General features: G+C 65.8%; 28 protein-coding genes. 6 read left to right on the top strand and 22 right to left on the bottom strand.

The window, feature by feature from the left end; all coding sequences use genetic code 11:
* Positions 1 to 57: 57 nt before the first annotated feature.
* The 6 genes from J3485_RS04670 to J3485_RS04645 all read right to left on the bottom strand — a co-directional run bounded on the left by J3485_RS04670 (position 58) and on the right by J3485_RS04645 (position 4,604).
* Entirely contained in the window at positions 58 to 1,089 is a 1,032-nt protein-coding gene (locus tag J3485_RS04670) for an aspartate carbamoyltransferase catalytic subunit (RefSeq protein WP_206951390.1), read from the bottom strand.
* A gap of 92 nt (positions 1,090 to 1,181) precedes the next feature.
* Positions 1,182 to 1,697, bottom strand: coding sequence for a bifunctional pyr operon transcriptional regulator/uracil phosphoribosyltransferase PyrR (gene pyrR, locus J3485_RS04665; RefSeq protein ID WP_206951389.1), 516 nt, complete (start codon positions 1,695 to 1,697; stop codon positions 1,182 to 1,184).
* A complete protein-coding gene (gene ruvX / locus J3485_RS04660) occupies positions 1,684 to 2,115 on the bottom strand; it encodes a Holliday junction resolvase RuvX (protein ID WP_374192434.1) in 432 nt (143 codons plus the stop codon). Before ruvX ends, pyrR begins: the two co-directional genes overlap by 14 nt.
* Entirely contained in the window at positions 2,115 to 2,693 is a 579-nt protein-coding gene (locus J3485_RS04655; protein WP_206951386.1) for a YqgE/AlgH family protein, read from the bottom strand. Before J3485_RS04655 ends, ruvX begins: the two co-directional genes overlap by 1 nt.
* Positions 2,694 to 2,993: 300 nt before the next feature.
* The gene (locus J3485_RS04650) at positions 2,994 to 4,373 is read right to left on the bottom strand and encodes a hypothetical protein (RefSeq protein ID WP_206951385.1); all 1,380 of its coding nucleotides are present in this window, start codon (positions 4,371 to 4,373) and stop codon (positions 2,994 to 2,996) included.
* Between the two features lie 60 nt (positions 4,374 to 4,433).
* Complete coding sequence (locus tag J3485_RS04645) at positions 4,434 to 4,604, bottom strand: rubredoxin (protein ID WP_206951384.1); 171 nt, start codon at positions 4,602 to 4,604, stop codon at positions 4,434 to 4,436.
* A 264-nt stretch (positions 4,605 to 4,868) separates the two neighbouring features.
* Here J3485_RS04645 and J3485_RS04640 point away from each other — a divergent pair, with 264 nt between their 5' ends.
* Positions 4,869 to 5,735, top strand: coding sequence for a hydroxymethylpyrimidine/phosphomethylpyrimidine kinase (locus J3485_RS04640; protein ID WP_206951383.1), 867 nt, complete (start codon positions 4,869 to 4,871; stop codon positions 5,733 to 5,735).
* A gap of 192 nt (positions 5,736 to 5,927) precedes the next feature.
* Here the strand turns inward: J3485_RS04640 and groL are convergent, their stop codons facing one another.
* From groL to J3485_RS04595, 9 genes are all read right to left on the bottom strand, one after another.
* Positions 5,928 to 7,568 carry a chaperonin GroEL gene (gene groL, locus J3485_RS04635; protein WP_206951382.1) on the bottom strand — a complete coding sequence of 547 codons (1,641 nt, stop codon included), beginning with the start codon at positions 7,566 to 7,568 and terminating at the stop codon, positions 5,928 to 5,930.
* A 45-nt stretch (positions 7,569 to 7,613) separates the two neighbouring features.
* Positions 7,614 to 7,904, bottom strand: a complete 291-nt coding sequence (gene groES / locus J3485_RS04630; RefSeq protein WP_206951381.1) for a co-chaperone GroES — start codon at positions 7,902 to 7,904, stop codon at positions 7,614 to 7,616.
* 309 nt (positions 7,905 to 8,213) lie between these two features.
* Entirely contained in the window at positions 8,214 to 8,570 is a 357-nt protein-coding gene (locus tag J3485_RS04625) for a hypothetical protein (protein ID WP_242538482.1), read from the bottom strand.
* A gap of 123 nt (positions 8,571 to 8,693) precedes the next feature.
* Positions 8,694 to 9,161, bottom strand: coding sequence for a hypothetical protein (locus J3485_RS04620; protein ID WP_206951380.1), 468 nt, complete (start codon positions 9,159 to 9,161; stop codon positions 8,694 to 8,696).
* A gap of 273 nt (positions 9,162 to 9,434) precedes the next feature.
* Positions 9,435 to 10,232, bottom strand: coding sequence for an anti-sigma factor family protein (locus tag J3485_RS04615; RefSeq protein ID WP_206955646.1), 798 nt, complete (start codon positions 10,230 to 10,232; stop codon positions 9,435 to 9,437).
* Positions 10,232 to 10,750 (bottom strand): sigma-70 family RNA polymerase sigma factor, encoded by a 519-nt coding sequence (locus J3485_RS04610; RefSeq protein ID WP_206951379.1) that lies wholly within the window; start codon positions 10,748 to 10,750, stop codon positions 10,232 to 10,234. The genes J3485_RS04615 and J3485_RS04610 overlap by 1 nt, the downstream gene beginning before the upstream one ends.
* 27 nt (positions 10,751 to 10,777) lie before the next feature.
* Positions 10,778 to 10,927 (bottom strand): hypothetical protein, encoded by a 150-nt coding sequence (locus J3485_RS04605; RefSeq protein ID WP_206951378.1) that lies wholly within the window; start codon positions 10,925 to 10,927, stop codon positions 10,778 to 10,780.
* Between the two features lie 271 nt (positions 10,928 to 11,198).
* Positions 11,199 to 11,468 (bottom strand): hypothetical protein, encoded by a 270-nt coding sequence (locus J3485_RS04600; RefSeq protein ID WP_206955877.1) that lies wholly within the window; start codon positions 11,466 to 11,468, stop codon positions 11,199 to 11,201.
* Positions 11,469 to 11,533: 65 nt separating this feature from the next.
* The gene (locus J3485_RS04595) at positions 11,534 to 11,950 is read right to left on the bottom strand and encodes a MarR family winged helix-turn-helix transcriptional regulator (RefSeq protein WP_206951377.1); all 417 of its coding nucleotides are present in this window, start codon (positions 11,948 to 11,950) and stop codon (positions 11,534 to 11,536) included.
* A 253-nt stretch (positions 11,951 to 12,203) separates the two neighbouring features.
* On the opposite strand from J3485_RS04595, the gene J3485_RS04590 reads away from it, so the two are divergent.
* Entirely contained in the window at positions 12,204 to 13,193 is a 990-nt protein-coding gene (locus J3485_RS04590) for an LLM class flavin-dependent oxidoreductase (RefSeq protein ID WP_206955645.1), read from the top strand.
* 113 nt (positions 13,194 to 13,306) lie between these two features.
* Here J3485_RS04590 and J3485_RS04585 read toward each other — a convergent pair whose 3' ends face one another.
* Entirely contained in the window at positions 13,307 to 13,975 is a 669-nt protein-coding gene (locus J3485_RS04585; protein ID WP_206951376.1) for a DUF2239 family protein, read from the bottom strand.
* Positions 13,976 to 14,228: 253 nt separating this feature from the next.
* On the opposite strand from J3485_RS04585, the gene J3485_RS04580 reads away from it, so the two are divergent.
* The 4 genes from J3485_RS04580 to J3485_RS04565 all read left to right on the top strand — a co-directional run bounded on the left by J3485_RS04580 (position 14,229) and on the right by J3485_RS04565 (position 17,448).
* Positions 14,229 to 15,206, top strand: a complete 978-nt coding sequence (locus tag J3485_RS04580) for a metallophosphoesterase family protein (protein ID WP_374192433.1) — start codon at positions 14,229 to 14,231, stop codon at positions 15,204 to 15,206.
* On the top strand, positions 15,203 to 15,598 hold the full coding sequence (locus J3485_RS04575) for a cupredoxin domain-containing protein (RefSeq protein WP_206951374.1): 396 nt from the start codon (positions 15,203 to 15,205) through the stop codon (positions 15,596 to 15,598). The genes J3485_RS04580 and J3485_RS04575 overlap by 4 nt, the downstream gene beginning before the upstream one ends.
* Before the next feature lie 193 nt (positions 15,599 to 15,791).
* Positions 15,792 to 16,466, top strand: a complete 675-nt coding sequence (locus tag J3485_RS04570; protein ID WP_309476976.1) for an RNA polymerase sigma factor — start codon at positions 15,792 to 15,794, stop codon at positions 16,464 to 16,466.
* Positions 16,453 to 17,448, top strand: a complete 996-nt coding sequence (locus tag J3485_RS04565) for an anti-sigma factor family protein (RefSeq protein ID WP_206951372.1) — start codon at positions 16,453 to 16,455, stop codon at positions 17,446 to 17,448. Before J3485_RS04570 ends, J3485_RS04565 begins: the two co-directional genes overlap by 14 nt.
* 84 nt (positions 17,449 to 17,532) lie before the next feature.
* Here J3485_RS04565 and J3485_RS28805 read toward each other — a convergent pair whose 3' ends face one another.
* From J3485_RS28805 to J3485_RS04525, 6 genes are all read right to left on the bottom strand, one after another.
* Positions 17,533 to 19,569, bottom strand: coding sequence for a hybrid sensor histidine kinase/response regulator (locus J3485_RS28805; protein WP_242538481.1), 2,037 nt, complete (start codon positions 19,567 to 19,569; stop codon positions 17,533 to 17,535).
* A 171-nt stretch (positions 19,570 to 19,740) separates the two neighbouring features.
* Entirely contained in the window at positions 19,741 to 20,325 is a 585-nt protein-coding gene (locus J3485_RS04545) for a PqiC family protein (protein WP_206951370.1), read from the bottom strand.
* The gene (locus tag J3485_RS04540) at positions 20,322 to 21,644 is read right to left on the bottom strand and encodes an MlaD family protein (protein ID WP_206951369.1); all 1,323 of its coding nucleotides are present in this window, start codon (positions 21,642 to 21,644) and stop codon (positions 20,322 to 20,324) included. The genes J3485_RS04545 and J3485_RS04540 overlap by 4 nt, the downstream gene beginning before the upstream one ends.
* Positions 21,641 to 22,846, bottom strand: coding sequence for a paraquat-inducible protein A (locus tag J3485_RS04535; protein WP_206951368.1), 1,206 nt, complete (start codon positions 22,844 to 22,846; stop codon positions 21,641 to 21,643). Before J3485_RS04535 ends, J3485_RS04540 begins: the two co-directional genes overlap by 4 nt.
* A gap of 168 nt (positions 22,847 to 23,014) precedes the next feature.
* Positions 23,015 to 23,248: a YXWGXW repeat-containing protein gene (locus J3485_RS04530; protein WP_206951367.1), complete on the bottom strand. Its 234-nt coding sequence runs from the start codon at positions 23,246 to 23,248 to the stop codon at positions 23,015 to 23,017.
* A 96-nt stretch (positions 23,249 to 23,344) separates the two neighbouring features.
* Complete coding sequence (locus J3485_RS04525) at positions 23,345 to 24,493, bottom strand: DUF1501 domain-containing protein (protein WP_206951366.1); 1,149 nt, start codon at positions 24,491 to 24,493, stop codon at positions 23,345 to 23,347.
* Between the last annotated feature and the right edge of the window lie 2 nt (positions 24,494 to 24,495).

The following is a 24,495-nucleotide window of genomic DNA, read 5'->3' as shown; positions in this document are numbered from 1 at the left end:
TTTCCGTCGCTCTTCTTGCTGCCGCTTCCGTGCCGCTCGGGCTTCGATGCGGCTTGCTCAATCGTTGTTGCCGGCGACGATGCTCATCACGGCCATGCGCACCGCGATGCCGAACGTCACCTGACTCAGGATCACCGATTGCGGGCCGTCGGCCACCTGCGAATCGATCTCCACGCCACGATTCATCGGGCCCGGATGCATGACGATGGCATCGGGCGCGGCGCGGGCGAGCCGCTCGGGCGTGAGCCCCCAGCTCTTGAAGTACTCCTGTGCCGAAGGCAGCAACGCGCCGCTCATCCGCTCGTTCTGCAAGCGCAGCATGATGATGACGTCGACGTCCTTGAGCCCTTCGTCGAGGTTGTGGTACACGCGCACGCCAAGCTCTTCGAGGCCGCCCGGCAACAGCGTGCGCGGGCCGATCGCCCGCACCTCGGGTACGCCGAGCGTCGTCAGCGCGTGAATGTCCGAACGCGCCACGCGCGAGTGCAGGATGTCACCGACGATCGCCACGCGCAGATTCGTGAAATCGCGCTTGTAGTGGCGAATCGTGTACATGTCGAGCAGCCCCTGCGTGGGATGCGCGTGGCGCCCGTCGCCGGCGTTGATCACGTGCACGTGCGGTGCGCAGTGTTCGGCGATCAGATACGGCGCGCCACTCGACGCATGGCGCACGACGAACATATCGGCGTGCATGGCCGACAGGTTGTTGATCGTGTCGAGCAACGATTCCCCTTTGCTCGTCGACGATGCATTGATGTTCAGATTGAGCACGTCGGCCGATAGACGCTTCGCGGCGATCTCGAACGTCGTGCGCGTGCGCGTCGAGTTTTCGAAGAAGAGGTTGAATACCGACTTGCCGCGCAGCAGCGGCACCTTCTTGACCTCGCGATCGGTCACGCTCACGAACTGCTCGGCCGTGTCGAGAATGTGCGTGACGATCGCGCGCGGCAGCCCTTCGATCGTCAGCAAATGCTTGAGCTCGCCGTTTTTCGTGAGCTGCGGATTGCCTTTCAGGAAGCCGTAGCGAAAGCGTTCGGCGGTTGAAGCCTCGCCGCTCTGATCGGCGCGGCCCGGGGTGGCGGTATTCATGATCGGTCTAATTCAAACGGAGAGGGACGACACGCACGCCGGCACGATACGCGCGCTGTCGAAAAGCGCCGGCGGCAAGTTCGGCGCACGGTTCAATCGGTGCGCTCTTCGGTGCGGAACGTGAACTGCATCTCACTGCCGCGCTCGAGCACGAGCGTCGCGTCGGCGCGAATTTCCGCGTGCGCGCCCACGAAGCGCGCTTCGACCGGCATCTCGCGGCCACTGCGCTCGGCGAGCACGGCAAGCTCGATCGCGGCGGGACGCCCGTAGTCGTACAGTTCGTTGATGGCGGCGCGCACCGTGCGGCCCGTGTGCAACACGTCGTCCACGAGCACGATGCGCCGGTTGTCGACGTCGAACGGCAACGAGGTAGGGCTGGCTTGGCTGTGCAATCCTTTTTTGGCGTAGTCGTCGCGATGCAGCGCGACGTTCACGACACCGAAAAACGTCGCGCCGAGATCGCGCGCGAGACGCTCGGCGAGCCATGCGCCACCGCTGTAAATCCCCGCGAGCACGGGACCGTCGGTAGCCGCGAACGATGCGCCATAGGCGTCGCGGATCTGCGCGAGGAGCGTCCGATAGGACGCTTCGGCATCAGTGCAACTCATCGGAAAGCCCGTCCAGATACTGTTGAAGAATGACGCGCGCCGCCTCGGCATCGCGCATCTGTGCGGCAACGCCGCTCTCGCGCATGTCGAGATCGGCCGCCACCGAGCTGTAACGCTCGTCGACCCACGCGACAGGCAGATTGAAACGCCCGTTCAACTGATTGCCGAAACGCTTGGCGAGCTGCGTCATGGCGTGCGGCGTGCCGTCGGGATGACAGGGAAGCCCGACGACGAGCGCATCGGGCTTCCATTCACCAATGAGCTTGCCGACCGCTTCGAAACGAAACTCGCGATCGCGATTCGGCACGACGACGAGCGCGCGCGCCTGCCGCGTCAGCGCGTTACCGACCGCAACGCCGATGCGCTTTTCGCCGTAATCGAACGCAAGCAGCGTCGCCTCACGCCCGACGCCTTTCATCATGCGTGACCCGCGTCGCCCGAGAGCATCGACGGCGTCACCCCGAGCAGCGCGAGTGCGGCCTCGAAACGATGGTCCGCCGGCACGTCGAAAACGATCGTCGGATCGGCTTCGACCGTGAGCCAGCCATTGCGCGAGATCTCTTCCTCGAGCTGCCCCGCCCCCCAGCCCGCATGGCCGAGCGTGAGCAAGAAGCGCTGCGGGCCTTTGCCGCTGGCAACGGCTTCGAGGACATCCTTCGACGTCGTCATTTCGAGGCCGCCCGTGACGGACATCGAGGACGTATAGGCGCTGCCTTCGACGCTCTCGTGCAGCACGAAGCCGCGCTCGGTTTGCACCGGGCCGCCGAAGTACACGGGAACATGAAGCAGCGGCTCGATCTCGAGCTTCAGATCGATGCGGCTGAAAAGCGATTCGAGATCGATGTCGGTCGGCCGATTGATGACGAGACCGAGCGCACCGCGCTCGCTGTGATCGCAAAGATAGACCACCGTTCCTGAAAAAGTAGGATCCGCCATATTGGGCATGGCGATCAGGAACTGGTTGGTCAGGTTGATGCGATCGTTACTCTTAGGCATGGTTCGAATTTTAGCAAAGACGGTGCATGTTGGACGCCGCAAATGCGCGCCGGCACGCAGGGCGGGCCGTCGGCACAAACACGGCGCATCGAACGCGCCCGCCCAAAGCGGCCCTCACATTGTCCGCACTCTATCATGCATGCCGACGGCGCCCCGCTGCTTTGACCGCTTGGGAGCGCGCTCGTACCCCTTCAAGCGGCGTGTCGGAGCGCGGTTGCGATGCGAAATGGCTGTAACGGGATGGGGAAAACGCTTTTGTGTCCGGCGATAAGGCGGTGAAACTTCGAAGTCTTGCAGCGCTTAAGACATCGAGGATGCCGGCGCGGTAGCGGTAGCGGGAACGGCGCGCTCGATCGCTTGCGTCAACAAAGCGAGCGGCACGGCCGAATCGGGCGGCGCGACGCCGGCGGCAACACGCAGCAGCATCGCACGCAGCGCTTCCCCCGCCTGCTCGACCGGCCGCCGCGCAGGGATCGACAGCGCGGATCCGACGCGCACCGCATAGGCATGCCGGCGCCACGCGAGACCGAGCGCGTCCGCCAGCAGGGCGACGTGGCCAAGACCCAGCGCCTGCGCCGCGGCGCCGAGCCCATAGGCAGCCTGCGCCGCGTGCTCGGCCGGCGCCGCATCGGACGCCGCCGCCGCAAACGCCGCATCGGTGCTCATGGTGAGCGCCGCCATCGACGCGTCGGCCGTTTGCAGGAAATCCTCGTACGCATGGACGTTGACGGACACCACCCCCAACTCGCGCATGACGGCCCCACCCGCCGCCGCTTCCGCCTCGGCTTCGGCCGCCCCCCGCTCCCAGGCGACCTCGGATGCCTGCGTCGCCGCGACGTGCCAGTCGACCGTCAAGCCGTAATCGTTGAGCAACGCCACCGCGTCGGCATCTTCGGCCGCCGCGCCGTAGAGCGCGTAATCGCGCCATAGCAGCGCGAGCGACGCCCGCACGAACGAGCGTGGCGCCAACTGCAAGCCATGCCCTTGCTCTGCGAGCAGCAGATTGCAGCGAGCGTAGAAACGCTTGGCCTCGGGATCGCCCGCTTGGGCACGCCCGTTCACGCGCAACGTGCGCGAGCATGCGCCGGCCAGGCGCCAAACGTCGTACGTATCGGCGCCGGCGAGTTCGGCCACGCAGGCATCGAGTTCGTCCAGCGCGGCCCCCGCGGCGTCATGCCCCTTCAGTACGGGCAGTAGCGCCTGCTCGTAACGCGCGCGCACGCCAGAGCGCGTTGAAGCCGAGATCGCACACAGGCTGGCCGGCGCGATCGGCCGCCCCGCAAGGGCAAGATCCTCGAGTGCCACGACATAGCCTTGGGTATGGTGCGCAACCTGCGCATTCAATTCGCGATAGTGAGCGAAGAGCGTCGGCGAGCAAGCAAGCTCGCGTAGGTTGTGACGGGTCAGGGCCGCGTGGAAATCGGTGAGTGCCGCACGAAATTGCGGCAGAAAGGCGCCGTTAGCGAACGGCGAAGCCAGCACGAGCGCATCGGTGAATCGCTGCGAGGCCAGCCAACCGGCCTGACGCAGCGCCTGTGCCGCCCGCAGCAACGGCCCGACGACCGCGATCTGCGCTTCGCTGGCCTGCAGCGCCTCGGCCAGCGCGGCCTCGGCTTCGCGCACCGCCGCGCCGCGCGGGTTCGGCAAGGCCTCTAGGCTGGGCAGGTCAACGGATGTCATGGCGTCGGGGGCATGCGAAGCAGGTCGAGCGCAAGGGGCTCATACCGCTTCGGCTCGCAATCAGATCTGAACCATCTCGAAATCTTCCTTGCGCGCGCCGCATTCGGGGCACGTCCAGTTGATCGGAACGTCTTCCCAGCGAGTACCCGGGGCGATGGCTTCTTCAGGCAGACCGGCCTCTTCGTCGTAGATCCAGCCGCAAATCAGGCACATCCACTGTTTATATTCCATTCTTGTGTCGCGTCGAAAGATCCGTTGATCAAAGAGCCATGATGGTACCGTTTTGGGGTGCCGCTGGCTAGGAATCCGAGCGAGGCGGGCCTTCGGGGACGGGGCGTCGTCCATCGGTCTTCGCCTCGGCACCTAGCGCGGCTGGCCGCGCAAACGCGCCATCGGCCGTGCCATCCGACCGAATTAGGCCGCATAATGAACCGACCGCGCAGGCGCGCCGGCCGGCCCGCCGCTCTCGGCTTTCACGATAATCGCTCCTACTCCATGCAAAGCGCCGCCCCTCCGATCGTTCTGACCTTCGGCTTATCCGACCCCACCGGCGGCTACGGCCTGCAGGCCGACCTGCTCACGCTCGCCAGCATGGGTTGCCACGGCGTAACGGTCCTCACGGGCTATACGGTACGCGATTCGGCCACCTGCGACGAAGTGACAGGGCTCGACCCCGACGTCGTCGCCACGCAAGCGCGCATGCTGCTCGAGGACATGCCCATCGCCGCATTCAAAGTGGGCGCCGCGACGCGCGCGGAAGTGGTCAGCGCGATCGCCGAGGTCGTATCCGACTATGACGATATCCCGTTGATCCTCGCGCCCGACTTCACGGTCGACGACGAGCACGTGTTGGCGGCTGACGAGTTGCGCGAATCGTACGCCGATCTGCTCGCCCCGCAAACGACGGTCCTCATCGCCGATCAATCGACGCTCATTGCGCTCGCGCAGCCGGACGGCGATGCCGAAGCACCGAGCTTGGACGGCGCGATCGCGCATTTGCTGTCGCAAGGCGCCGAGTACGTGTTGTCGACGCAAACGGGCACGCATCGGTTCGTCAATACGCTGTTCAGCGAAGAGGGCCAACTGCGGCAGGACATGTGGGACCGGCCGCAACATCGGCTCATGGGAATCACGGACACGCTCGGCGCGGCCGTGGCCGCGCTGCTCGCGAACGGGCAGGAACCTGCCGATGCGGTGCGAGAAGCGCAGGAATATTTGTATCAGGCGGTGCGCCAGGCATTTCGTCCGGGCATGGGCGCGTATTTGCCGGATCGTTTTTTCTGGGCGCGCGACGACGACGATGCGCCCTCGCCGCCGCTAATCAGCGGAGATCCATCGAAACATAAGTCGTCTCGCCCCTAGCCTAACCGCTCCGCCCATCGACTCTCGAGACGAATGCGCCCAAAGCAAGTGCGCTCGGCTGGCCCGGCATTCATTTCGAAGGGAATAAAAAAAACCCGCATCGCTGCGGGTTTTTTTATCGGCTGGAGGGACGCACCTTGCGGCGCGCCTCTCATGCGATTTCGGCAGCCAGCCTGAGCCGGCCATCCGAAATTACATGTCCATGCCCATGCCGCCCATGCCGCCGGGCATACCACCAGGCATCGGGGCATCCTTCTTCGGCAGTTCGGCAACGGCTGCGTCCGTCGTCAGCAGCAGGCCTGCCACCGAAGCGGCGTTTTGCAGCGCCGTACGCGTCACCTTCGTCGGATCGACGACACCGGCTTCCACGAGGTCGCCGTACTCTTCCGTCGCAGCGTTGAAGCCGTAGTTGCCCTTGCCTTGCGCAACGGCTGCCACGACGACACCCGCTTCCAGACCGCCGTTGATCACGATTTGACGCAGCGGCTCTTCCATCGCGCGCAGCACGATCTTGATGCCGGCGTCTTGGTCGGCGTTCGCGCCCTTCAGGCCGTCGATCGCCGTGCGAGCGCGGATCAGCGCCACGCCGCCGCCAGGAACGATGCCTTCTTCAACGGCAGCGCGCGTAGCGTGCAGCGCGTCTTCGACACGCGCCTTCTTTTCCTTCATTTCGACTTCCGTCGCCGCACCGACCTTGATGACGGCCACGCCGCCCGCCAGCTTCGCGACACGCTCTTGCAGCTTTTCGCGGTCGTAGTCGGACGTCGCTTCTTCGATTTGCGTACGGATTTGCTTCACGCGCGCTTCGATGTTCACCGCTTCGCCGGCGCCGTCGATGATCGTCGTGTTTTCCTTGCCCACTTCGATGCGCTTGGCTTGACCCAGCTCTTGCAGCGACGCCTTTTCGAGCGTGAGGCCCGTTTCCTCGGCGATCACTTGGCCGCCCGTGAGGATCGCGATGTCTTCGAGCATCGCCTTGCGACGATCGCCGAAGCCCGGCGCCTTGACCGCAACGGTCTTCAGGATGCCGCGGATGTTGTTGACGACGAGCGTAGCAAGCGCTTCGCCTTCGACGTCTTCAGCGATGATCAGGAGCGGACGGCCAGCCTTGGCCACTTGCTCGAGCACCGGCAGCAGATCGCGAATGTTCGAAACCTTCTTGTCGTGCAGCAGCACGAACGGGCTCTCGAGGACGGCGACTTGCTTGTCCGGATTGTTGATGAAATACGGCGACAGATAGCCGCGGTCGAATTGCATCCCTTCGACGACTTCGAGCTCGTCGGCGAGCGACTTGCCGTCTTCGACGGTGATCACGCCTTCCTTGCCGACCTTGTCCATCGCTTCCGCGATGCGATCGCCGATCGACGTATCGCTGTTCGCCGAGATCGCGCCCACTTGAGCGATTTCCTTGCTCGTCGTGCAGGGCTTGCTGACCTTGCGCAGTTCTTCCACGGCGGCGTGCACGGCCTTGTCGATGCCGCGCTTCAGATCCATCGGGTTCATGCCCGATGCGACGTACTTCATGCCTTCACGCACGATCGACTGAGCCAGCACCGTGGCCGTCGTCGTGCCGTCGCCGGCGTTGTCGCTCGTCTTGGACGCAACTTCCTTGACCATCTGCGCGCCCATGTTCTGGAGCTTGTCTTCGAGCTCGATTTCCTTGGCGACCGACACGCCATCCTTCGTGACCGTCGGGCCGCCGAAGCTGCGTTCGAGGACGACGTTGCGACCCTTCGGGCCCAGCGTGACCTTCACCGCGTTCGCAAGGATGTTCACGCCTTCAACCATCTTGGCGCGAGCGCTGTCGCCGAATACGACGTCTTTAGCTGCCATCTTCTAACTCCTTGAAATCTTTGTGGAATACGGTTCTGGACGGGGTTACTTCTGAACGACCGCCATGATGTCTTCTTCGCGCATCACCAGCAGTTCCTGGCCGTCGACCTTGACGGTTTGGCCTGCGTACTTGCCGAACAGGATGCGATCGCCGACTTTGACGTCGAGCGCGATTTGGTCACCCTTATCGTTGCGCTTGCCCGGCCCGATCGCGAGCACTTCGCCTTGATCCGGCTTTTCGGCCGCGGCTTCAGGGATCACGATGCCCGAGGCGGTCTTGGTTTCCTGATCCAAACGCTTCACGATGACGCGATCGTGCAAGGGACGAAGGTTCATGCTTACTCCTCTCTGGGTTTGAGACTGAAGAACGCTGAAAGTAAGGCCGCCGGAACGGCCCGGACGGATTTTTTGTTAGCACTCAAGTGCAGCGAGTGCTAATTATATGGACCGAGTGGGGCAAATTCAAGGGAGGACGAGAAGGACTTTTGGGGTGCCCGCTATGTCAGCGAGGGAAGAAACGAGGCAATGTGGAGCAACGACATCGAACCAAGGGATAACCCTAGGATTCTGTCCCACTGAGGCCGAGCGTCGGGCAAACGTCGATTGGGCCACGAACCGGCTGCAATCGTTCAATTGTTCGAAAGGTTATTTGCCTGCGCCGGTGGACGGTAGGCAAGTAAGCACGAGCACGCTACCTTTGCTCGTCACGGCCCGGACAATCGCCGCATGAGATAGAGACAGGCTCGGTCCGCATGACCATTGCGCAACGAGATCGGCTTTGCAAGCATTGGCCTGTCCGCCTCCCATCGTCGGATCGATCGCGTAACGGCAGGTCTCGAGCGAATCGCAATGTGCCGCGAGATCGCGCGTGACGTTGCCGCGATGTGCGCCGCAGTTGGCGCCGTAAGTGCCGGATTCGATTCGAATGGATTGTGCGAACGCATTCGCTCCGAATCCCAGCATCGCGGCGAGACACATGACCGAGCCGATCTGTCGAAGCATGGCAACCTCGCTCTGGCGGATCGCGCGTGCGATCTCGCCTAAGTCAACTCGCCCGATTGCAACGATGCCGGCCATCCGCCTTGCAGCACGCGCAATGCGCTTGCCGCACGCGGATGGATATCCCTAACGCCGCATCATCCCGCCGCCGAACCCGCGCGCCCCGCCCGCGCCTCCATGCCATCCCGCCGCGCTGGACCAACCACCGCGCCCATGGCCGAAGTGGCCGCGATTCATCGGATGGAAACGGTGGAAACGGTCGACGAATACGAACGAAGCGCCAACGCCGAGCACCACCGGCGCGCCCCAAAACCATGGTCCATCATAATAGTAGTAAGGGTACGGGTAGCCGGCGACAGGATAGAGATTGCCGGCTTCGTCAGTCTGCATGATCTGCCACGTGCCGTCCGGCTGCTGGCACGCCCAACCGCTGATCTGCTGTTCGGCACCGTTGATTTGCGCGTGGCCCGTGACCGGCTGGCATGCCGGGCTGGCCGCCGGGGCGTCGGGATAAGATTGCGCGGCGGCCGGCAGCGCGGAGCCCACTCCAACGCCGCATATCGTCGCGAGAATCACATAAAAGGTCTTGCACATGATTTCGCCCTGCTTCGACCTCCAGCACTGCAGCTCGCACACGCGCGCCAGCGCCGTAAAGACGCGGTCGGTTCGCCTCGGCACGGTGCGCACCTTCACGACGAGTTCCCTACGATGCGCACGAGCAAGCAGTAAACGACCGGCCGCGCGGCACTATTCCGCGTCGGCGAGCGAACGCAGCGCGATTCGATTACCGTTTGTTTCCGCGATGGCCGCGGTGTCGTGAAACAGCAAGGCGCTGCGCAATCTGCACTTGCGCTCACAGCGGCGTACTCATTCCCAGCTCTCGGGTCGGCCGCCTAGCGCACCGCAGACCTCGATTGCGATGGCGCGAAGCTTGTCTTCCGAGATGGGCCCCGAGAGCGCATAGCCCATGTGGTCGTTGACCCAGTAGAAGGTTCTTCGGTTGCCGTCGCGAAAGAGCCGAAACGCTGTCTCATCGCGGGCCACGCCGGTGACGTAAAGCGTGAGGCGCTCTCCGCTCCGGTTCTCGTACATGAATTGCGCAGCCGGCCCCGCTTCGCCCGGCAGCAGGCGCCCTCCGACCAGCGAATAGCCGTATTCCTGCAGTGACGGCACCGACAATCGCCGGTTGAGCCGCGTGGACAGCCACGCAACCAGATGCGCTTCCTCGTTCGCCGCCACTTCCACGGGATGACGCCGCTCGGGCGCATACACCGCGTAAGCGATGTCGGCGCGCCTGGCGAAGCTCACAGGCTCGTTGTGGTTCCAGCCTCGTGTAACCGGTCCGATGAACGATCCGATCGTCAGTGCAATGCCGGCACCCGTCACCAACCAGGCCACGGATCGTGCAAAGCGCTGCCACGCGGGCCGCGGCGCGTGCACCACGACGACCGCGGGCCCCTCGCGGGCGGGCCCACTGCACAAGACTTTGAGCGCGGACTTCTGAGCGCGCCACGCCGCGACCCGCCGGGCCGCTTCGCTGTCTCGCGCCAGATGCGCCTGCACCGGCGCGCAAGCCGAATCGGGCAGTTCGTCGTCGACGAATGCCGAAAGCGCGAGCAGATCGGGCAGGCGTTCGCTCGAAGAGCCGAGATCGTCGTGGTTCATCATGGATTTCTCGCTACTGACAGGGGCGCGCGCTCGTGCGCCGGCCCCTCCGTGAGCATCTCGCGCATATGTTCACGCGCACGAGAGAGCCGCGACATCACCGTACCGATCGGCACGCCGAGCACCGCCGATGCCTCCTGGTAGCTCAACTCTTCGACGCACACCAGCAACAGGACTTCGCGCTGCTTGAGCGGCAGGGCATATAAGGCGCGCTGCACGTCGCGCAAGACCAGTCCGTCCACCTCGCCTGGCGGCGCCTCGAGATTGCGCCACGGTGCGCTCTCCTCGTCGATGGCGATTTCGCGGCGCCCGCGCAATTGGTCGATGTAGAGGTGTCTCAGGATCGTCAGCAACCACGCGCGCAGGTTGCTTTGCGGACGAAACGCCGTCCAGCGCGCAAGCGCACGCTCCGCCGTATCCTGTACCAGATCGTCGGCCCACGCTGCGTCGCCCGTTAGTGCGCGCGCATAGCGGCGCAACTGCGGTAGCCACGCAATCACATCGGCTTCGAAACTCACTCAGCGATCACGGGAGACACCCCGGACTCAATAGCCGCCAGTACCACCGCTGCTGCTGCCACTGCTGCTATCAGACGAATTCATGCCGCCGCCGGTGGAGCATCCGTTCGTCACCACGGAGGCTATCGCCAACGCCAGCATCACGCAAACAGCCGAAACAACGCGGGAAATTTTCATCTGCACGCTCCTCACGTTCCGCTGCTAGAAAACGTCGCAGCAAAAAACACGGCTGGAACATCGCTGTCCAGTTCCAGACGACCTGATGATCGCGCAACGCATCGGATCATCGTCCGCAAGAAACGCTTCGGGCCACGTGTTTATTCCAAAACGCAAGAACGGGCATTCCGGCCGGGTTCGCGCCGAACGCTTTCCGAGGGGAACGTCATCGTCCGTTGCCCGCGCGAGCCGATCACGCGACACGCGTCGATACGCATCGATACGAACGCGCTCAATCCGGTCGAAACAAATCGTATCCGCCGAGCGCGAGCACCGCGCACACCGCAATCAGTGCGACGCTATGTCGGCCGAAATAAAGTACGCACGCCGCAAGCCAACTGGTAGCGCAAAAAGCGGCGATGCGCATCATCTCGGATGGAAGACCCATGTCAATCGTCGTATCGCCGTGCCGGGCGGCCACTTCCTTCGCGGCCATCGTACGCACGGCACGCGCCGGCACTGCCGCCTCCCGCACTTGTCCCTGTAAGTCGGTGTCAGACATGTCGTTACTCCTTCGTTTGTTTACTTAATTAGCTATGCAACTATTGCGTATGAAAAATGATCGTTTCACTTCAAGGCCGAACGCACCGCACGGATCTTGTGCACCGTCTCAGCAAATGCCGCACCACCCATCTGCGCCTTCAACCTCGCCGTCACTTCACCGCTGGCATCGTTCAACCGCTGCTTGATCGCAAGCGCCTGCGCTGTGGGGTAAATCGCCACTTCGCGCCCGTCCCCTTCCACGCGGCGACGTTCGATGTAGCCGCGCGCCTCGAGACCGTCCAGCGCCCTCGTCGCGGTGGGACGCGCGATCGACAGCATGTCGGAAACTTCGTGCGCCAACATGCCCGGGCGGTCGAGAATCGCCCGCAACATGAAACCCTGCGGCGGCGTCACGCCGAACGGCTCGAAGGCTTCGGCCCATTCGCGCTCGAGACGCCGGGCCAACGCCGACGTGTTGAAGTAAAGGCATTGATCGAACATGAACCGAACTGTAGTTCAAGTTAATTAGCTATGCAACCATATCCACACGATGTCCGTGCCATGCGATCCGGACGCCATGCGCCGCCGCCCACACGACGTCGATCGATCGGTGCCCCTCCTGGAAATAGGGCCTCTTTTCCGCAGCCAGCAGCGATGCGGGCCGTTTGGCACAATGCGCTCTCCGTTCTCTTTGCTGCCGCCGCAGCGTCGCCGCACCGCATGCGGCGGCTCGCTTCGCGGCACGATCTCGATGATGATCCCGTTCTCGGTCCTCGATCTCGCACCCGTCCCGCTCGGCAAAACGCCGGCCGATGCCTTCCGCCACTCGCTCGAGCTTGCCCAGCACGCCGAGCGCTGGGGCTACCGGCGTTTTTGGCTTGCCGAACACCACAACATGCCCGGCATCGCGAGCGCGGCGACGGCTGTCGTGATCGGCCATATCGCCGGGGGAACGCAGACGATCCGCGTCGGCTCGGGCGGCGTGATGCTACCGAACCACGCGCCGCTCGTGATCGCCGAGCAATTCGGCACGCTCGCCTCGCTGTATCCGGATCGGATCGATCTCGGCCTCGGCCGCGCCCCCGGCACTGACCAAACGACCGCCCGTGCGCTGCGGCGCGATCTGCACGACAGTGCGGAGCGGTTTCCCGACGACGTGCTCGAACTGCAACGCTATTTCGCCGACCCCGTTGCCGGCCAGCGCGTGCGCGCCGTGCCCGGCGCCGGCTTGAACGTGCCCATCTGGCTACTGGGCTCGTCGCTGTTCTCTGCCCAACTGGCGGCGGGGCTCGGCCTGCCCTTCGCGTTCGCGTCGCACTTTGCCCCCGATCATCTGCTGACGGCACTCCATGTCTATCGGTCGCAATTTCGTCCGTCGGCAGCGCTTGCCAGGCCCTATGCGATGGTCGGCGTGAATCTGTTCGCCGCCGAAACGGATGCCGAGGGCGAGCGTCTTTTCACGTCGCTGCAGCAGCAGTTCATCGCGCTGCGGCGCGGCACGCCAGGGCAGTTGCCGCCGCCGGTGGACGAACTCGACGCGTCGGAGATGGAATTGGCCAACGTCCGGCGTGGGCTCGCCTGCTCGGCCGTCGGCAGCGCCGAGACCGTTCGCGCGGGGCTCGAATCGATCATCGCCCAAACACAGGCCGACGAGTTGATCCTCACCGCGCAGATCTACGATCATGCCGCACGGCTCCGATCGTTCGAAATCGGCGCGCAGGTGCGCGATGCGATGACGGCCTAAACCAAACGTCGAACGACGATGCGGCCACGCCATCGCAGCCGGTAACAGGTTGTCCGGAACACGAGCATCGCAACGAACGCGGCGGCGGACAAGCACCCGACAGCGGCCATGCGTCAAGGCAGCGGTTCGGCCGCGGGTGTGAGCCGCGTCGCGTCGCCGAACGCAAGCCACTCGATATGGCGGCGCAGGTCGACGGGCCAATCGGCGGTGAGCGTGTTTACGCGGGAGGCTTCGTCGGCGAACAGCGCGCGCGTTGCTTCTTCGAAGCCGGCCAAATCGCCGGCCATCGCGGACATGAAGTGGTAGGCCCGCTCGTGCGCCGCGCGCCGCGCATCTCGCTGTGCATGCTTATGACGCGCTTCATCCACGAGCTTGCGCAGCGCCACCGACGCTCCGCCAGGCTGCGCGCCGAGCCACGCCCAATGCCGCGGCAACAGCGTGACCTCGCGCGCGATCACCCCGAGCTTGGGTCGGCCCCGGCCCCGGCCTCGCGTCGCGGCGTCTTCGCCGGCACTCGCCGGCGCTTCATCCGACTGTGGCGGCACGATCGGCGAACATGCCCCCGGCTCCTCGCTCAGCCGCGCCCGCACTTGCTCGTCGGTGCCCCTCGTGTCGACGTCGATCGAGCGGCCCGTCCGGTTATCGAAAATGAGAAGGGGGCCCGCCGAGCCTTCGATACTCGCCCGCTTGGTGGCGAGCGCGACCGTCGTCAGCGTTCCCGACGCGAGATGGCGATGGCCGTCGAAACTCGTAAATAGGCAGGGCTCGAGCAGATGGGACACGGGATGCTCCGAAGGAAAAGGTTGTCGAATATTATCCGGGTGAAATTAACATGTCAATTAATACCCGGATGAAATAATAAGACCCTGGGGCTCGACTCCTCCACCGAGTTCAGCCATGGATTCCGCGAGCGACACCACAAATCGGCTGCGTCGGGAATATCGGCGGCGCTCATCCGGTCATCCACTCCGAGTGCGGTGCTGCCATCTCACGCACGGCGCCTCAACGCACATGGCGCACTCATTTTCGGAGGAGATGAACATGGATCACGATGACGACCGCAGCGGCCGCGCGCCGATAGACCGCCGCCGCTTTCTCGAATGTATGGCGTGGGCCGGTGCCGGCACGCTCTGGACGATGCACGCCGGCGTGTTGCAAGCCCGCACGCTCGGCAGCCCGGGCGATGCCGACGCAGCCGCAACAGCCGACGCGCTAAAGGATGCTTCCTTCAGCTTCGTGCAGATCAGCGATTCGCATATCGGCTTCACGAAAGCGCCGAACCCCGACGTCGCGGGCACGCTCAAGGCCGCGCTCGCGCGCATCGATGCGCAACCCGAACAGCCCGACTTCATCGTCCATACGGGTGACCTGACACATCTGTCGCGCCCCGACGAGTTCGATACCGTCGATCAGTTGATGCGCGGCTCGCGCACGCAGCGCGCGTTCTTCGTGCCCGGCGAGCACGATGTCATCGGCGACAACGGGCGCGAGTTCTTCCGTCGCTTCGGCGAAAAGCAGACCGAGGGCGGCTGGTACAGCTTCGATCATCGCGGCGTGCATTTCGTCGCGCTCATCAACGTGCTGAATCTGAAAGGGGGCGGCCTCGGCTGGCTCGGCCCCGATCAGATCGCCTGGCTCAAGCAGGATTTGGCATCGCGCTCGTCGGAGACGCCGATCGTCGTATTCGCGCACATGCCGATGTGGTCGCTGTACCCGGCCTGGGGCTGGGGCACCGACGACGCGGGCGAAGCGCTCGCGATGCTGCGCCGCTTCGGCTCGGTCACCGTGCTCAACGGCCACATCCATCAAATTCAGCAGAAGGTCGAAGGCCATGTCACGTTCTATACGGCGCGCTCGACCGCCTATCCGCAGCCCGCGCCGGGTGTGGGGCCTGGGCCCGGGCCGCTCAAGGACGTGCCGCCCGGCCAACTCGCGGCCTATCTCGGCGTGCGCGAAGTGCGCCACGTGCAAGCGGGCAGCACGCTCGCGCTGACCGACGAGGCCTTGTCATGAAAGCGTTCGCTCCCGCTCGCCGCTCGCTCTTTCTTGCGCTCGCCGCCACGCCCGTTGCCTTGCTCGCGGCGGCTAGCCTGGATCACGCTGCCTTCGCCGCGTCGAATGGCGGCGATACGGCCATCGCCGGCACAAGCAACGCCACCTACCGCATCGAGATCCAAGGCTTCGCGTTTTCGCCGAAAGAACTCACGGTGCCGGCCGGCGCCCGCATCGTCTGGATCAATCGCGACGACGAACCGCACGCGATCGTCAGCGCGGCCGGTGCATTCAAGCCGTCACAAGCGCTCGATACGGGCGACTCGTTCTCTACCGTGCTCGACAAACCGGGCAGCTACGCCTACTTTTGCGGCATCCATCCGATGATGGTCGGCAAGATCGTCGTGCGCTGAGATGGACGAGCTCTACCCAGGCCGCCCCGGCACCCGCTCGATCTCACCGCGTGCCGTGCGCGACGGCGCGCACGCGGGAGCAGGCAGGTGCCGTGCCGCCGGCCGCGCGACGGCGACCGACGCAATCGAGCCGCGCGGGAATAAACTCGGCCCATCTTCGGTATCGCAGCGGTCAATCCAGGAGGCGCCTACGGTGGCCGAGACCGACAAACAAGCGAGTGCCGCGCACGGCGAGCGCAATCGCACCGCGCACGGCGAGCACGACGAGCACAACGAGGCCGAGCGCAGCCGCCGCTTTCAGCAACTGGCGCTGCCGCATCTCGATGCGGCGTACAACCTCGCGCGCTGGCTCAGCGGCAACGCCGCCGACGCCGACGACATCGTGCAGGAAGCGTTCGTGCGCGCCTTCCGCTTCTTCGCTACGTTCCGCGGCGAGAATGCGCGGCCCTGGCTGCTCGCGATCGTGCGCCGCACGTGGTACACGGAATGGCAGCGGCGCACGCACTCGCGCGAAGTCGCCCCGCTCGATGACGAGTTCGACGAGACGAGCCTGTTCGATCAGACCGCTTCGGCCTACGCCGATCCGCAAACGCTGCTGCTGCAAGGCGAACACGCGCGGCTCGTGCACGAGGCGCTCGCTCGCCTGCCCGTCGAATTTCGCGAGGTGCTGATCCTGCGCGAACTCGAGGACATGAGCTATCGCGACATCGCGGTCGTCGCGGATCTGCCGATCGGCACGGTGATGTCGCGCCTTGCGCGCGGTCGACGCAAGCTCGCCGCGCTGCTCGCGCCTTTGCGCGACGAAAGCCCGAGTATCGACACGGGCATCGACACGATCGCCAAGGAGAGCCCTGATGGACTGCAATGAAGCCCGCCCGCTGCTCGATGCCGCCGTGGACCGCGAGCTGTCGGCCGCCGAGGCGTTGCGCGTCGAGCAGCATTTGGCGACATGCCCCGCTTGCCGGCGCGAAGCGCAGGCGCTGCAGGCCGTCAGCCACGCTGTGCGCGCGACCGATTACTTCCGGGCCCCCGATGCGCTGCGCGCTCGCATCGTCGCCGCCTTGCCGGCCATCGAGCCCATGCGGGAACGGATCCATGAAGACGCGGCGGCGACGACGACACCGCCCCTCTCGCAGCCGAGTCCCGACGAAGCGCCTTCCCGCGAGCGCGAGACGCGTGCCAGACAACGCCGCCCCGGCGTGCTCGGGTGGGCCGGGATTTGGGCCGGGATTTGGGCCGCATGGCGCACGCCGCGCGGCGCACGGGCCGGCTCCGACCCTGTTCGCGGATCCGGCGGCGCGCTCGGCTGGCCATCGGGCGGCGTAGCGGCAGCCGCTGCCGCTACTATCGCAGTCGCGCTTGCCGCGAGCATCGCGCTCGTCGCGCACCGTCCCGCCGGCGCGAGCACCGCCTTCGTCGACGAACTCGTGGCGAGCCACGTCCGCGCGCAACTGTCGGGACACGACATCGACGTCGTCTCGTCCGATCAGCACACGGTCAAACCTTGGTTCAACGGCCGCCTCGACTATGCGCCGCCCGTCGAGGATCTCGCCGCCGACGGTTTCGCGCTCACGGGCGGCCGCCTCGATTACGTCGGCCACCATCGCGTCGGCGTGCTCGTCTATCGCTACCGCAAGCACGTCATCGACGTCTACGTGATGCCCGAGCAAGACGTCGGCGCACCCCAAGCGCCGACGACGCTGACGAGCGACGGCTACGCGCTCGCCAGTTGGCGCGACCACGGCATGATCTGGTGGGCGGTCAGCGATGCCGAGCCGGCCGTACTGGCGCAATTGCACGCGGCGCTCACGGCACGCTTGAATCGGCCGACACCCGGTGCGGCGGGATAGGGCAACGGCAGGCAACGGCGGGAAACGACGGGAAACCGCTGCGCGCGACGGGGAAATGCGGACGATCGCAGTGAACCGCGCGCGTCAGCCGCCCGCGTTCGTGCGCGCGCACGGGGACAGTGTGTCGATGAGGCGCAGCAACCGCGACGGATCGAGCGGCTTGACGAAGTGATGATGAAAACCGGCGGCGCGGCTGCGATGCCGGTCGGCATCCTGCCCGTATCCCGTCAGCGCGACGAACAGGCATCCCCGCCCCGCCCGCTCGGCGCGCAGGCGTTGCACGAGTTCGTAACCGTCCATGACGGGCAAGCCGATGTCGATGACGGCAATCTCGGGCTCGAAGCGCGCCACGACTTGCAGCGCCGACGCCGGATCGTAGACGGCTTCCACCTGATGCCCGCATTCCTTGAGCAATTCTGCAAGCGCCTGTACGCCGTCGACGTTGTCGTCGACGAGCAGGACACGCCGCCTCGCCGGCGCTTGCCGGACCGCCCGATGCAGCGCCGGGCTCGCGCCGTGGCGGCTGCGGCCATCGGCTGCAGATGCCTCGTCGGCAGCCTTCGCTGCCGGGCCGCGCGCGTCGGATGCGGCACGCTCGCCAGGCACGCGAATGACGAACGTGCTGCCGCGCCCGGGCCCCTCGCTCGCCGCACTGACGCGGCCGCCATGCATGTCGACGAGGTTCTTCACGCGTGCCAAGCCGATGCCGAGGCCGCCCTCGGCCCGATCGAGATTGCGCTTGCCTTGGAAGAACAAATCGAACACGTGCGGCAGCATGTCGGGGGCGAGCCCCATCCCGTCGTCGCGCACGCTGACCGCGATCATGCCGCTCGCCTCGCGCCTCGCCGCAAGTTCGACGTGGCCGCCCGCGGGCGTGTAGCGCGCAGCATTCGTGAGCAGGTTCGAGACGACTTGCGCGAGCCGCGTCGCATCGACGGTCCATACGAGGTCGCGCTCGACCTCGAGCGTGAGCCGATGCCCGCGCTGCTCCAGCAGAAAGCTCGGCATCTCGACGGCGTTCGTCAGCACGTCGGCCACGCGCACCGACTGCTTCTTCAGTTCGATCTTGCCGCGCGTGATACGCGAAATGTCGAGCAGATCGTCGACGAGCCGCACGAGATGGTCGACCTGCCGCGCGATGATGTTTTGCTCGCGCACGGTACAGCCTTCGGTGCGCATGTGCATCAGCCGCAGCGCGGTGACGATCGGCGAGAGCGGATTGCGCAGTTCGTGGCCGAGCATCGCGAGGAACTCGTCCTTTGCGCGGCTCGCCTCCCGCAGTTCGGCGACGAGGCGCTCGCGCTCGGCATGCGACTTCTCGAAGCGGGCGCGAGCACGAACCTGCTCGGTCACCTCCACGGCCACCGCGATGACGCCGTCCACCGTATGGCCGCTCAGGCGCAGCGGTTCGAAATGAAACGTGAAGTAACGCGGCTCGAAGGCGCCGTCGGATCGCGTCATGTCGATGCGGAAATCCTCACGCACGACGTGTTCGCCACGTACGAACGCCGCATTGAGCAGTGCGCCGATCTCGCTCTCGTGCTGCGCTTCGGGGAAGACGTCGGCATAGCATCGGCCCGTGAGCTCGGCATAACCGGCCAGTTCGCGAAAACGCGTGTTGGCCAGTTCGAAGACGTGTGCCGGGCCGCTCAGCAAGGCCGCCGCGACAGGCGCGTTCATGAACAGCGCGTCGCGCTGGCGCTCGGCGGTTTGCCACTTGATGCGATCGGTCGCATCGCGCGTGAAGCCGCGCGTGTAGAGCAGGCGGCCTTGGTCGAACAAGGCATTGGCATGCAGCAGAACGTGCCTCACGCGGCCGTCGCGGCAACGCAAGCGCACGAGTTCGTCGCGAATCGTCTCGCCGGCGCACAGCTTTTCGAGAATCGTTTCGATGACCGACGGGTCGAAGTAGAACTCGCCGATCGGATGGCCGACGTACTCGTCGTAGTCGTAGCCGAGCAGATCGAGTTCGGCCGCATTGGCCCAAAGGATCGTGCCGTCGCCGGCAATCCGATGCAGACCTTCGGCGGCGTTTTCGACGAAATCGGCCAGTTCGCGTTCGCGCTGCAGTAGCGTCGCTTCCGCTCGGCTGCGGCGTTCCACTTCGCGCTCGAGCGCCATCGCCTTCTGCTGCCAGAGCGCGACGAGCCGAACGGATTCCCGCCCGGAGAAGAGGAAGACGTCTCGGCCGACGATAGGTCGGAGAAGCCGTTCTCATGATGGTTCGCAGCAAGCATCGGACCCACGGCAGGTGTATCGGCGGGCCCGCCACTTTTTCTTCGCGCAGCGGCTTCAACGCTGCGTCGCGAGCGAAGCGGCGATGCGATCGGCCACGCGCCCGAGCACGCGGCTCAGCGCGTCCGCGATCGCGGGCGAATCGGCCGACGACATCGGCTCGGTCAACGACACGTTTTGAGTCATCACGGCTCGCGGGGGCTCGCCGGCGGTCAGCGTCCAACTCCCCTCGAACGTCATCCGGCCGTTCGTGTTCGCGCGCAAGTCGAGCACGGTGACGACGATGCCGCGCGCACCCGCGGGTGCCGGCGCATCGGGCAGCACGAACGATCCGGGCGGCAAGCGCGCCTCCAAGTCCTGCGCCAGCGCGCCCCGGATCATCGGCGCGAGCGGCGCCCCCCAATGGTCGTTGTCGCGCACGGCGAGCCGGTACGCCGCGTCCTGAACGACGATTTCCGGCCGGTCGAGCGAGGGCGGAATGCGCACCGCACCGAGTTGGACCGGGGCCATGCGCGCCGCCGCCGTGGCAAGCGGCGCGCTCGGCGGCACCGCGTCGAGCGAAAAATAGCGCGTTGGCGGGCTCTGTCCGCACGCAGCCAGCGCGAGCGCGCAAACGAGCCCCACCGTCGTTTTCAGCGTCATTGCCCGCTTCCTCCTTTGCCGCGTACGAGCGCCTCCGGATGTCGATCGAGATAATCGGCGAGCGCGCGCACCGAGCGCGCCATGTCCGTCAACTCGCGCAGCGCTTCGGGCAGATCGTTCTGGCGCATCGGGTCGCCGCCGATCGTGCGGTTCGCGGCCGCAACCGCGCTGTCGGCTTCGCTCGCCGTTTGGCGCAGCTCGTGTACGAGCGGGCCGACTTGCGGCGAAACCTCGCGCAAGGTGCGATCGACTTGTTCCACCGAGCGGTCGAGGTGATCGAGGGTATCGGCGATTTGCGGCGACGACGACAACGTGCGGATGCGCCCCGCGATACGGCGGATGTCGTCGCCGGTCTGCTTGATCGGCAATGCGTCGATCTTCGTCATGACGCGATCCGCTTTCGTCATGACATCGTCGGCTTTCGCCATGATCGCGTCGACGTCGCCCGACGAAACGCTCGGAATATTAGTCTCCCCGTCGCGCGCGGCCAGCATCGCGCTCGGCGCGCCCGCAACGAAATCGAGCGTCACGCCACGCGAGCCGATCAGCGGCGGATCTTGCGTGAGCCGTGCGCGCAGGCCCGTTGCGATCAGGTGCCGCAGCATATCGTCGACAAGGGGCCGCCAATTGCCGTCGGCCGGCATGGCGGTATCGGCAAGGCCGAGCTTCGTCGCATCGAGCGCGATCTCGACGGGCGTATCGAGCGTGCCGGTGCGCGCGTCGTAATGGAGGCCGACATGCTCGACCTCGCCAACGCGAAAGCCGCGCAGCCGTACCGCCGCGCCTTCGTCGAGCTGGCCGACGGCGCCTGGAAAGCGAATCACGTACTTCACGGCCGCGCCGCCGAGCGCGTACTTGCGGTCGCTGCCGAGGTAATGGCGCGCCGGCGCGCCGGGCCCCGGCTGCATGACGATCTCGGGGCCGCCGATCAAGGCCTTCGCCGAGGACGGATCGCTGAGATCGAATTGCGCGCCCTTCACCCAAAAGCGCGTGCCGGCGCGCAAGTAGGGCTTGGCGCTGCGGTTCACCTCGATCTTGACGTCGACGTGACGGCCGTCGTCATCGAGCGCCACATCGCTGACTTCGCCCACCTTGACGCCATGCAGCGAGACTTCGGTATCGTCGGCCTTCATGCCGTATGCGTCGGCGAAGACGATCGTCACCGTCTCGCCGCCGTGCACGAGCGCGCGAACGCCGAGCCAGCCCGCCACGCCGAACGCGGCGATCGGCACGGCCCAAATCCAACCGGGCCAACGCGTGCGCCGTACGTCGGCCGCTTCGGTGCGCCGCTCCGCAGGCGCCGGCGTTTGTTCGTTCACGTTCGCCTCGCTTGCGCGGCGTCCCACATCAAACGCGGATCGAACGCGCGCGAAGCGGCCATCGTCAGGATCACAACGAGCGCGAACGCGGTGGCGCCGTCGGCGGGCCGCGCATTGGCCACGCCGTCGAAGCGGATCAACGGGACGAACGCTGCGATCGTGAAGACATCGACGTTGGACCAGCGCCCGAGTTCGTCGATGAGCCGGTAGAGGAACGTCTTGGCACGCAAGTGGCGTTCCGAGCGACGGATCACCGAGACGATGAACCATGCCATGCCGGCCAGCTTGGCGAACGGAATCGCGATGCTCGTGCAAAAGATGAGGATGCCAAGCGGCCACAAGCCGGCCTCGAACAGTTCGGCCACGCCGTCGACGATGCGATGCGTGACGTCGTGCCCGAGTTGGAACGACACCGTCATCGGATACAGGTTCGCCGGAAACGCGAGCACGAATGCGGCGAGGCTCAGCGCCGTGGCGCGCGCAACCGCATTAGGCTTGCGTTTGCGCAACGTCAGCGCGCAACGCGGACACGGGCGTCCCGCGTCTTCTATCGGCGCAACCAGATCGCAAGCCGTGCACGAGAGTACGCGTTCGCCCGGCGTCACGTGCCGCTCGGGCGCGATTGCACGCCAAACGGTGCGTTGATCGAGCGTGGCCCGCGTCAGCATCGACATGAACGCGGCCGCGATGAAGCAGTAGCCGCCCGCGTCGATCGAGCCCGTCAGTTCCTGCGTGACGCGCGTGTAGCCGACGAAGCAGCCGACCAGGAAGACGTCGGGCATGGCCCAAGCATCGAGCCAGATCGTCCAGCGATAACAGCGGCCGAGCCAGCTAGGCCGCCAGCCGCGCAGCACCGCCGCGAGCACCACCGATAACGCGGAAAAGCGCACGAGCGGCAGCACGACGCCCGTCAAGCCCAGCACGATCGCCAACAATTCGAAGCGATCGCGCCACATATAGACGATGCCCGAGCCGAGCACCGCGGAACGCTCGGCGCCGAGCATGTGCACGGTCATCAGCGGCGATAGGTTGCCGGGCAGCAACAACGCGAACGTCGCCAGCGAGCACGCCAGCGCCGCGCCGATCGAGCGGCCGCTCGCGCGCTCGAGCGGATAGTGGCAGATGCGGCAGCGCGCGAGCATGCGGCCGGCCAATGTCGACGTGTCTGCGAGCGCGCCGCATTCGGGACAGCCGATCGTCATGCCGTCTCGCGCGCCGATGGGCACCGCGCCGCGCCGCGCGCGGCAGACAAACGGGAACTGCGTCGCATCGTGTTGCCTCCGTGCTCGCGAACCCCGGTAAAGGGGACAAAGGGGGACCAAATCGAAGCGAGCAAGCGGCGTTCCCGAATGGGGTCGGCAACGGGATCGTCAGTTCGGCATCCAGTGGCCGTGGATCCATTCCCAACGGCCGGCGCGCCACGCGTAGTGGCCCTTGACCCAGTGATAGCCGGGCGCGGGCGCCGCCGGCACGACTTCGACGAGCGGCGCGGGCTGCGGCGGCCGCGCGGGCTCGACCACGCAGGCCGCGAGCGACATCACCGCCGCCGACAGCAGGAGTGCGAGCGACGCGCGCGAACGAACGGGCGTGAAACGAATGGTCATGGGGTAAATCTCCAAATAGCGCGAAGCCGCGCGATACGTTGAGGAAAAAGATTCTTTCTAACCAAAGCGCAAGCCGTGGCTTCCGATCGCCCTCGCTCAAGCGGTGACGAGCCCCGTCACCGGTTTGGCCGCCTGCGTCTGCGGAAACAGCGTCGCCGCGGTGCGATGGGGATCGAGGCCGAACGTTTCGCTCGCCGCGCCGGCAATGACGTCGTCGAGCGACATCGTCGGCCGCAGGTCGCGCCCTTGGTAAAGATCGGATGGACGCAGCCCCGGCCAATCGGCCAGCACGCGGCCGCCGCGTACCGCGCCGCCCATGAGCATCGCCGCCGTGCCGGTGCCGTGATCGGTGCCGGCCGTACCGTTGACGGCGGCCGTGCGGCCGAACTCGGTCGCGACGACGATCGTCGTCTTTTCCCACACGGGGCCAAGGCCGTCGTACATGGCGCCGACCATCGCATCGAGCGCTTTGAGTTGCGCCGCGAGGCGCGGGTTTTGGCCGCTGTGCGTGTCCCAGCCGAGCGTTTCGATCATCGCGATGCGCGGGCCGTCCGCCCGCGCGAGAAAGCTCGCGGCGACCTTGCCGATGCCAGCGGCGTCGCCGCGCGCGCGCGTGCCCCCCGCCATATCGCGCGCGGCCATCGCCGACTGCCATAGCGGCCCCAGTTGCGCGTCGTGCTCATAGAGCGCGCCCACGCGCATCAGCAAATCGTCGGATGCGCTCGGCAAGGCGGATGGCGCATACGACGCCACGTCGACTTTGCCGCGCAGCGCGAGCGGCACCGTCGGCGCAAACGCGATCGCTTCGGCGCGGCTCGGGCCGACGAGCGCGACGAGACGGTTCAACCACCCGTCGCGCAGGCTGTATGGTGCATTGCCGCCCGTCTCGAGCACGTTTTGTCCGTCGAAGTGCGAGCGGTCGCGATACGGCGTAGCCACCGCGTGCACGAACATCGCTTGCTTTTGCGCATAGAACTGCGCCGTGCGCTGCAGCGACGGATGCAGCGCGAACGTCCCATCGAGCTTCGTGGCGCTCGACGCATCGACGGCGATCGGGCCGCGCAACGTCGCGTAGGCCGGCTCGGCGTACGGCACGACGACGTGCAAGCCATCGGCGGCGCCGCGTTGAATGATGAAGACGAAGCGGCGTTCGGACTGAACGCTCGCGAACACCATCCGCGGCGCGACGAGCATGGCGCTCGCACCCGCGGCCGTGACCTGCAAGAATTTGCGGCGAGACATCATCA

The organism is Trinickia acidisoli, assembly GCF_017315725.1.
GTDB lineage: Bacteria > Pseudomonadota > Gammaproteobacteria > Burkholderiales > Burkholderiaceae > Trinickia > Trinickia acidisoli.
This window is presented reverse-complemented; position numbering and strand designations above follow the sequence as displayed.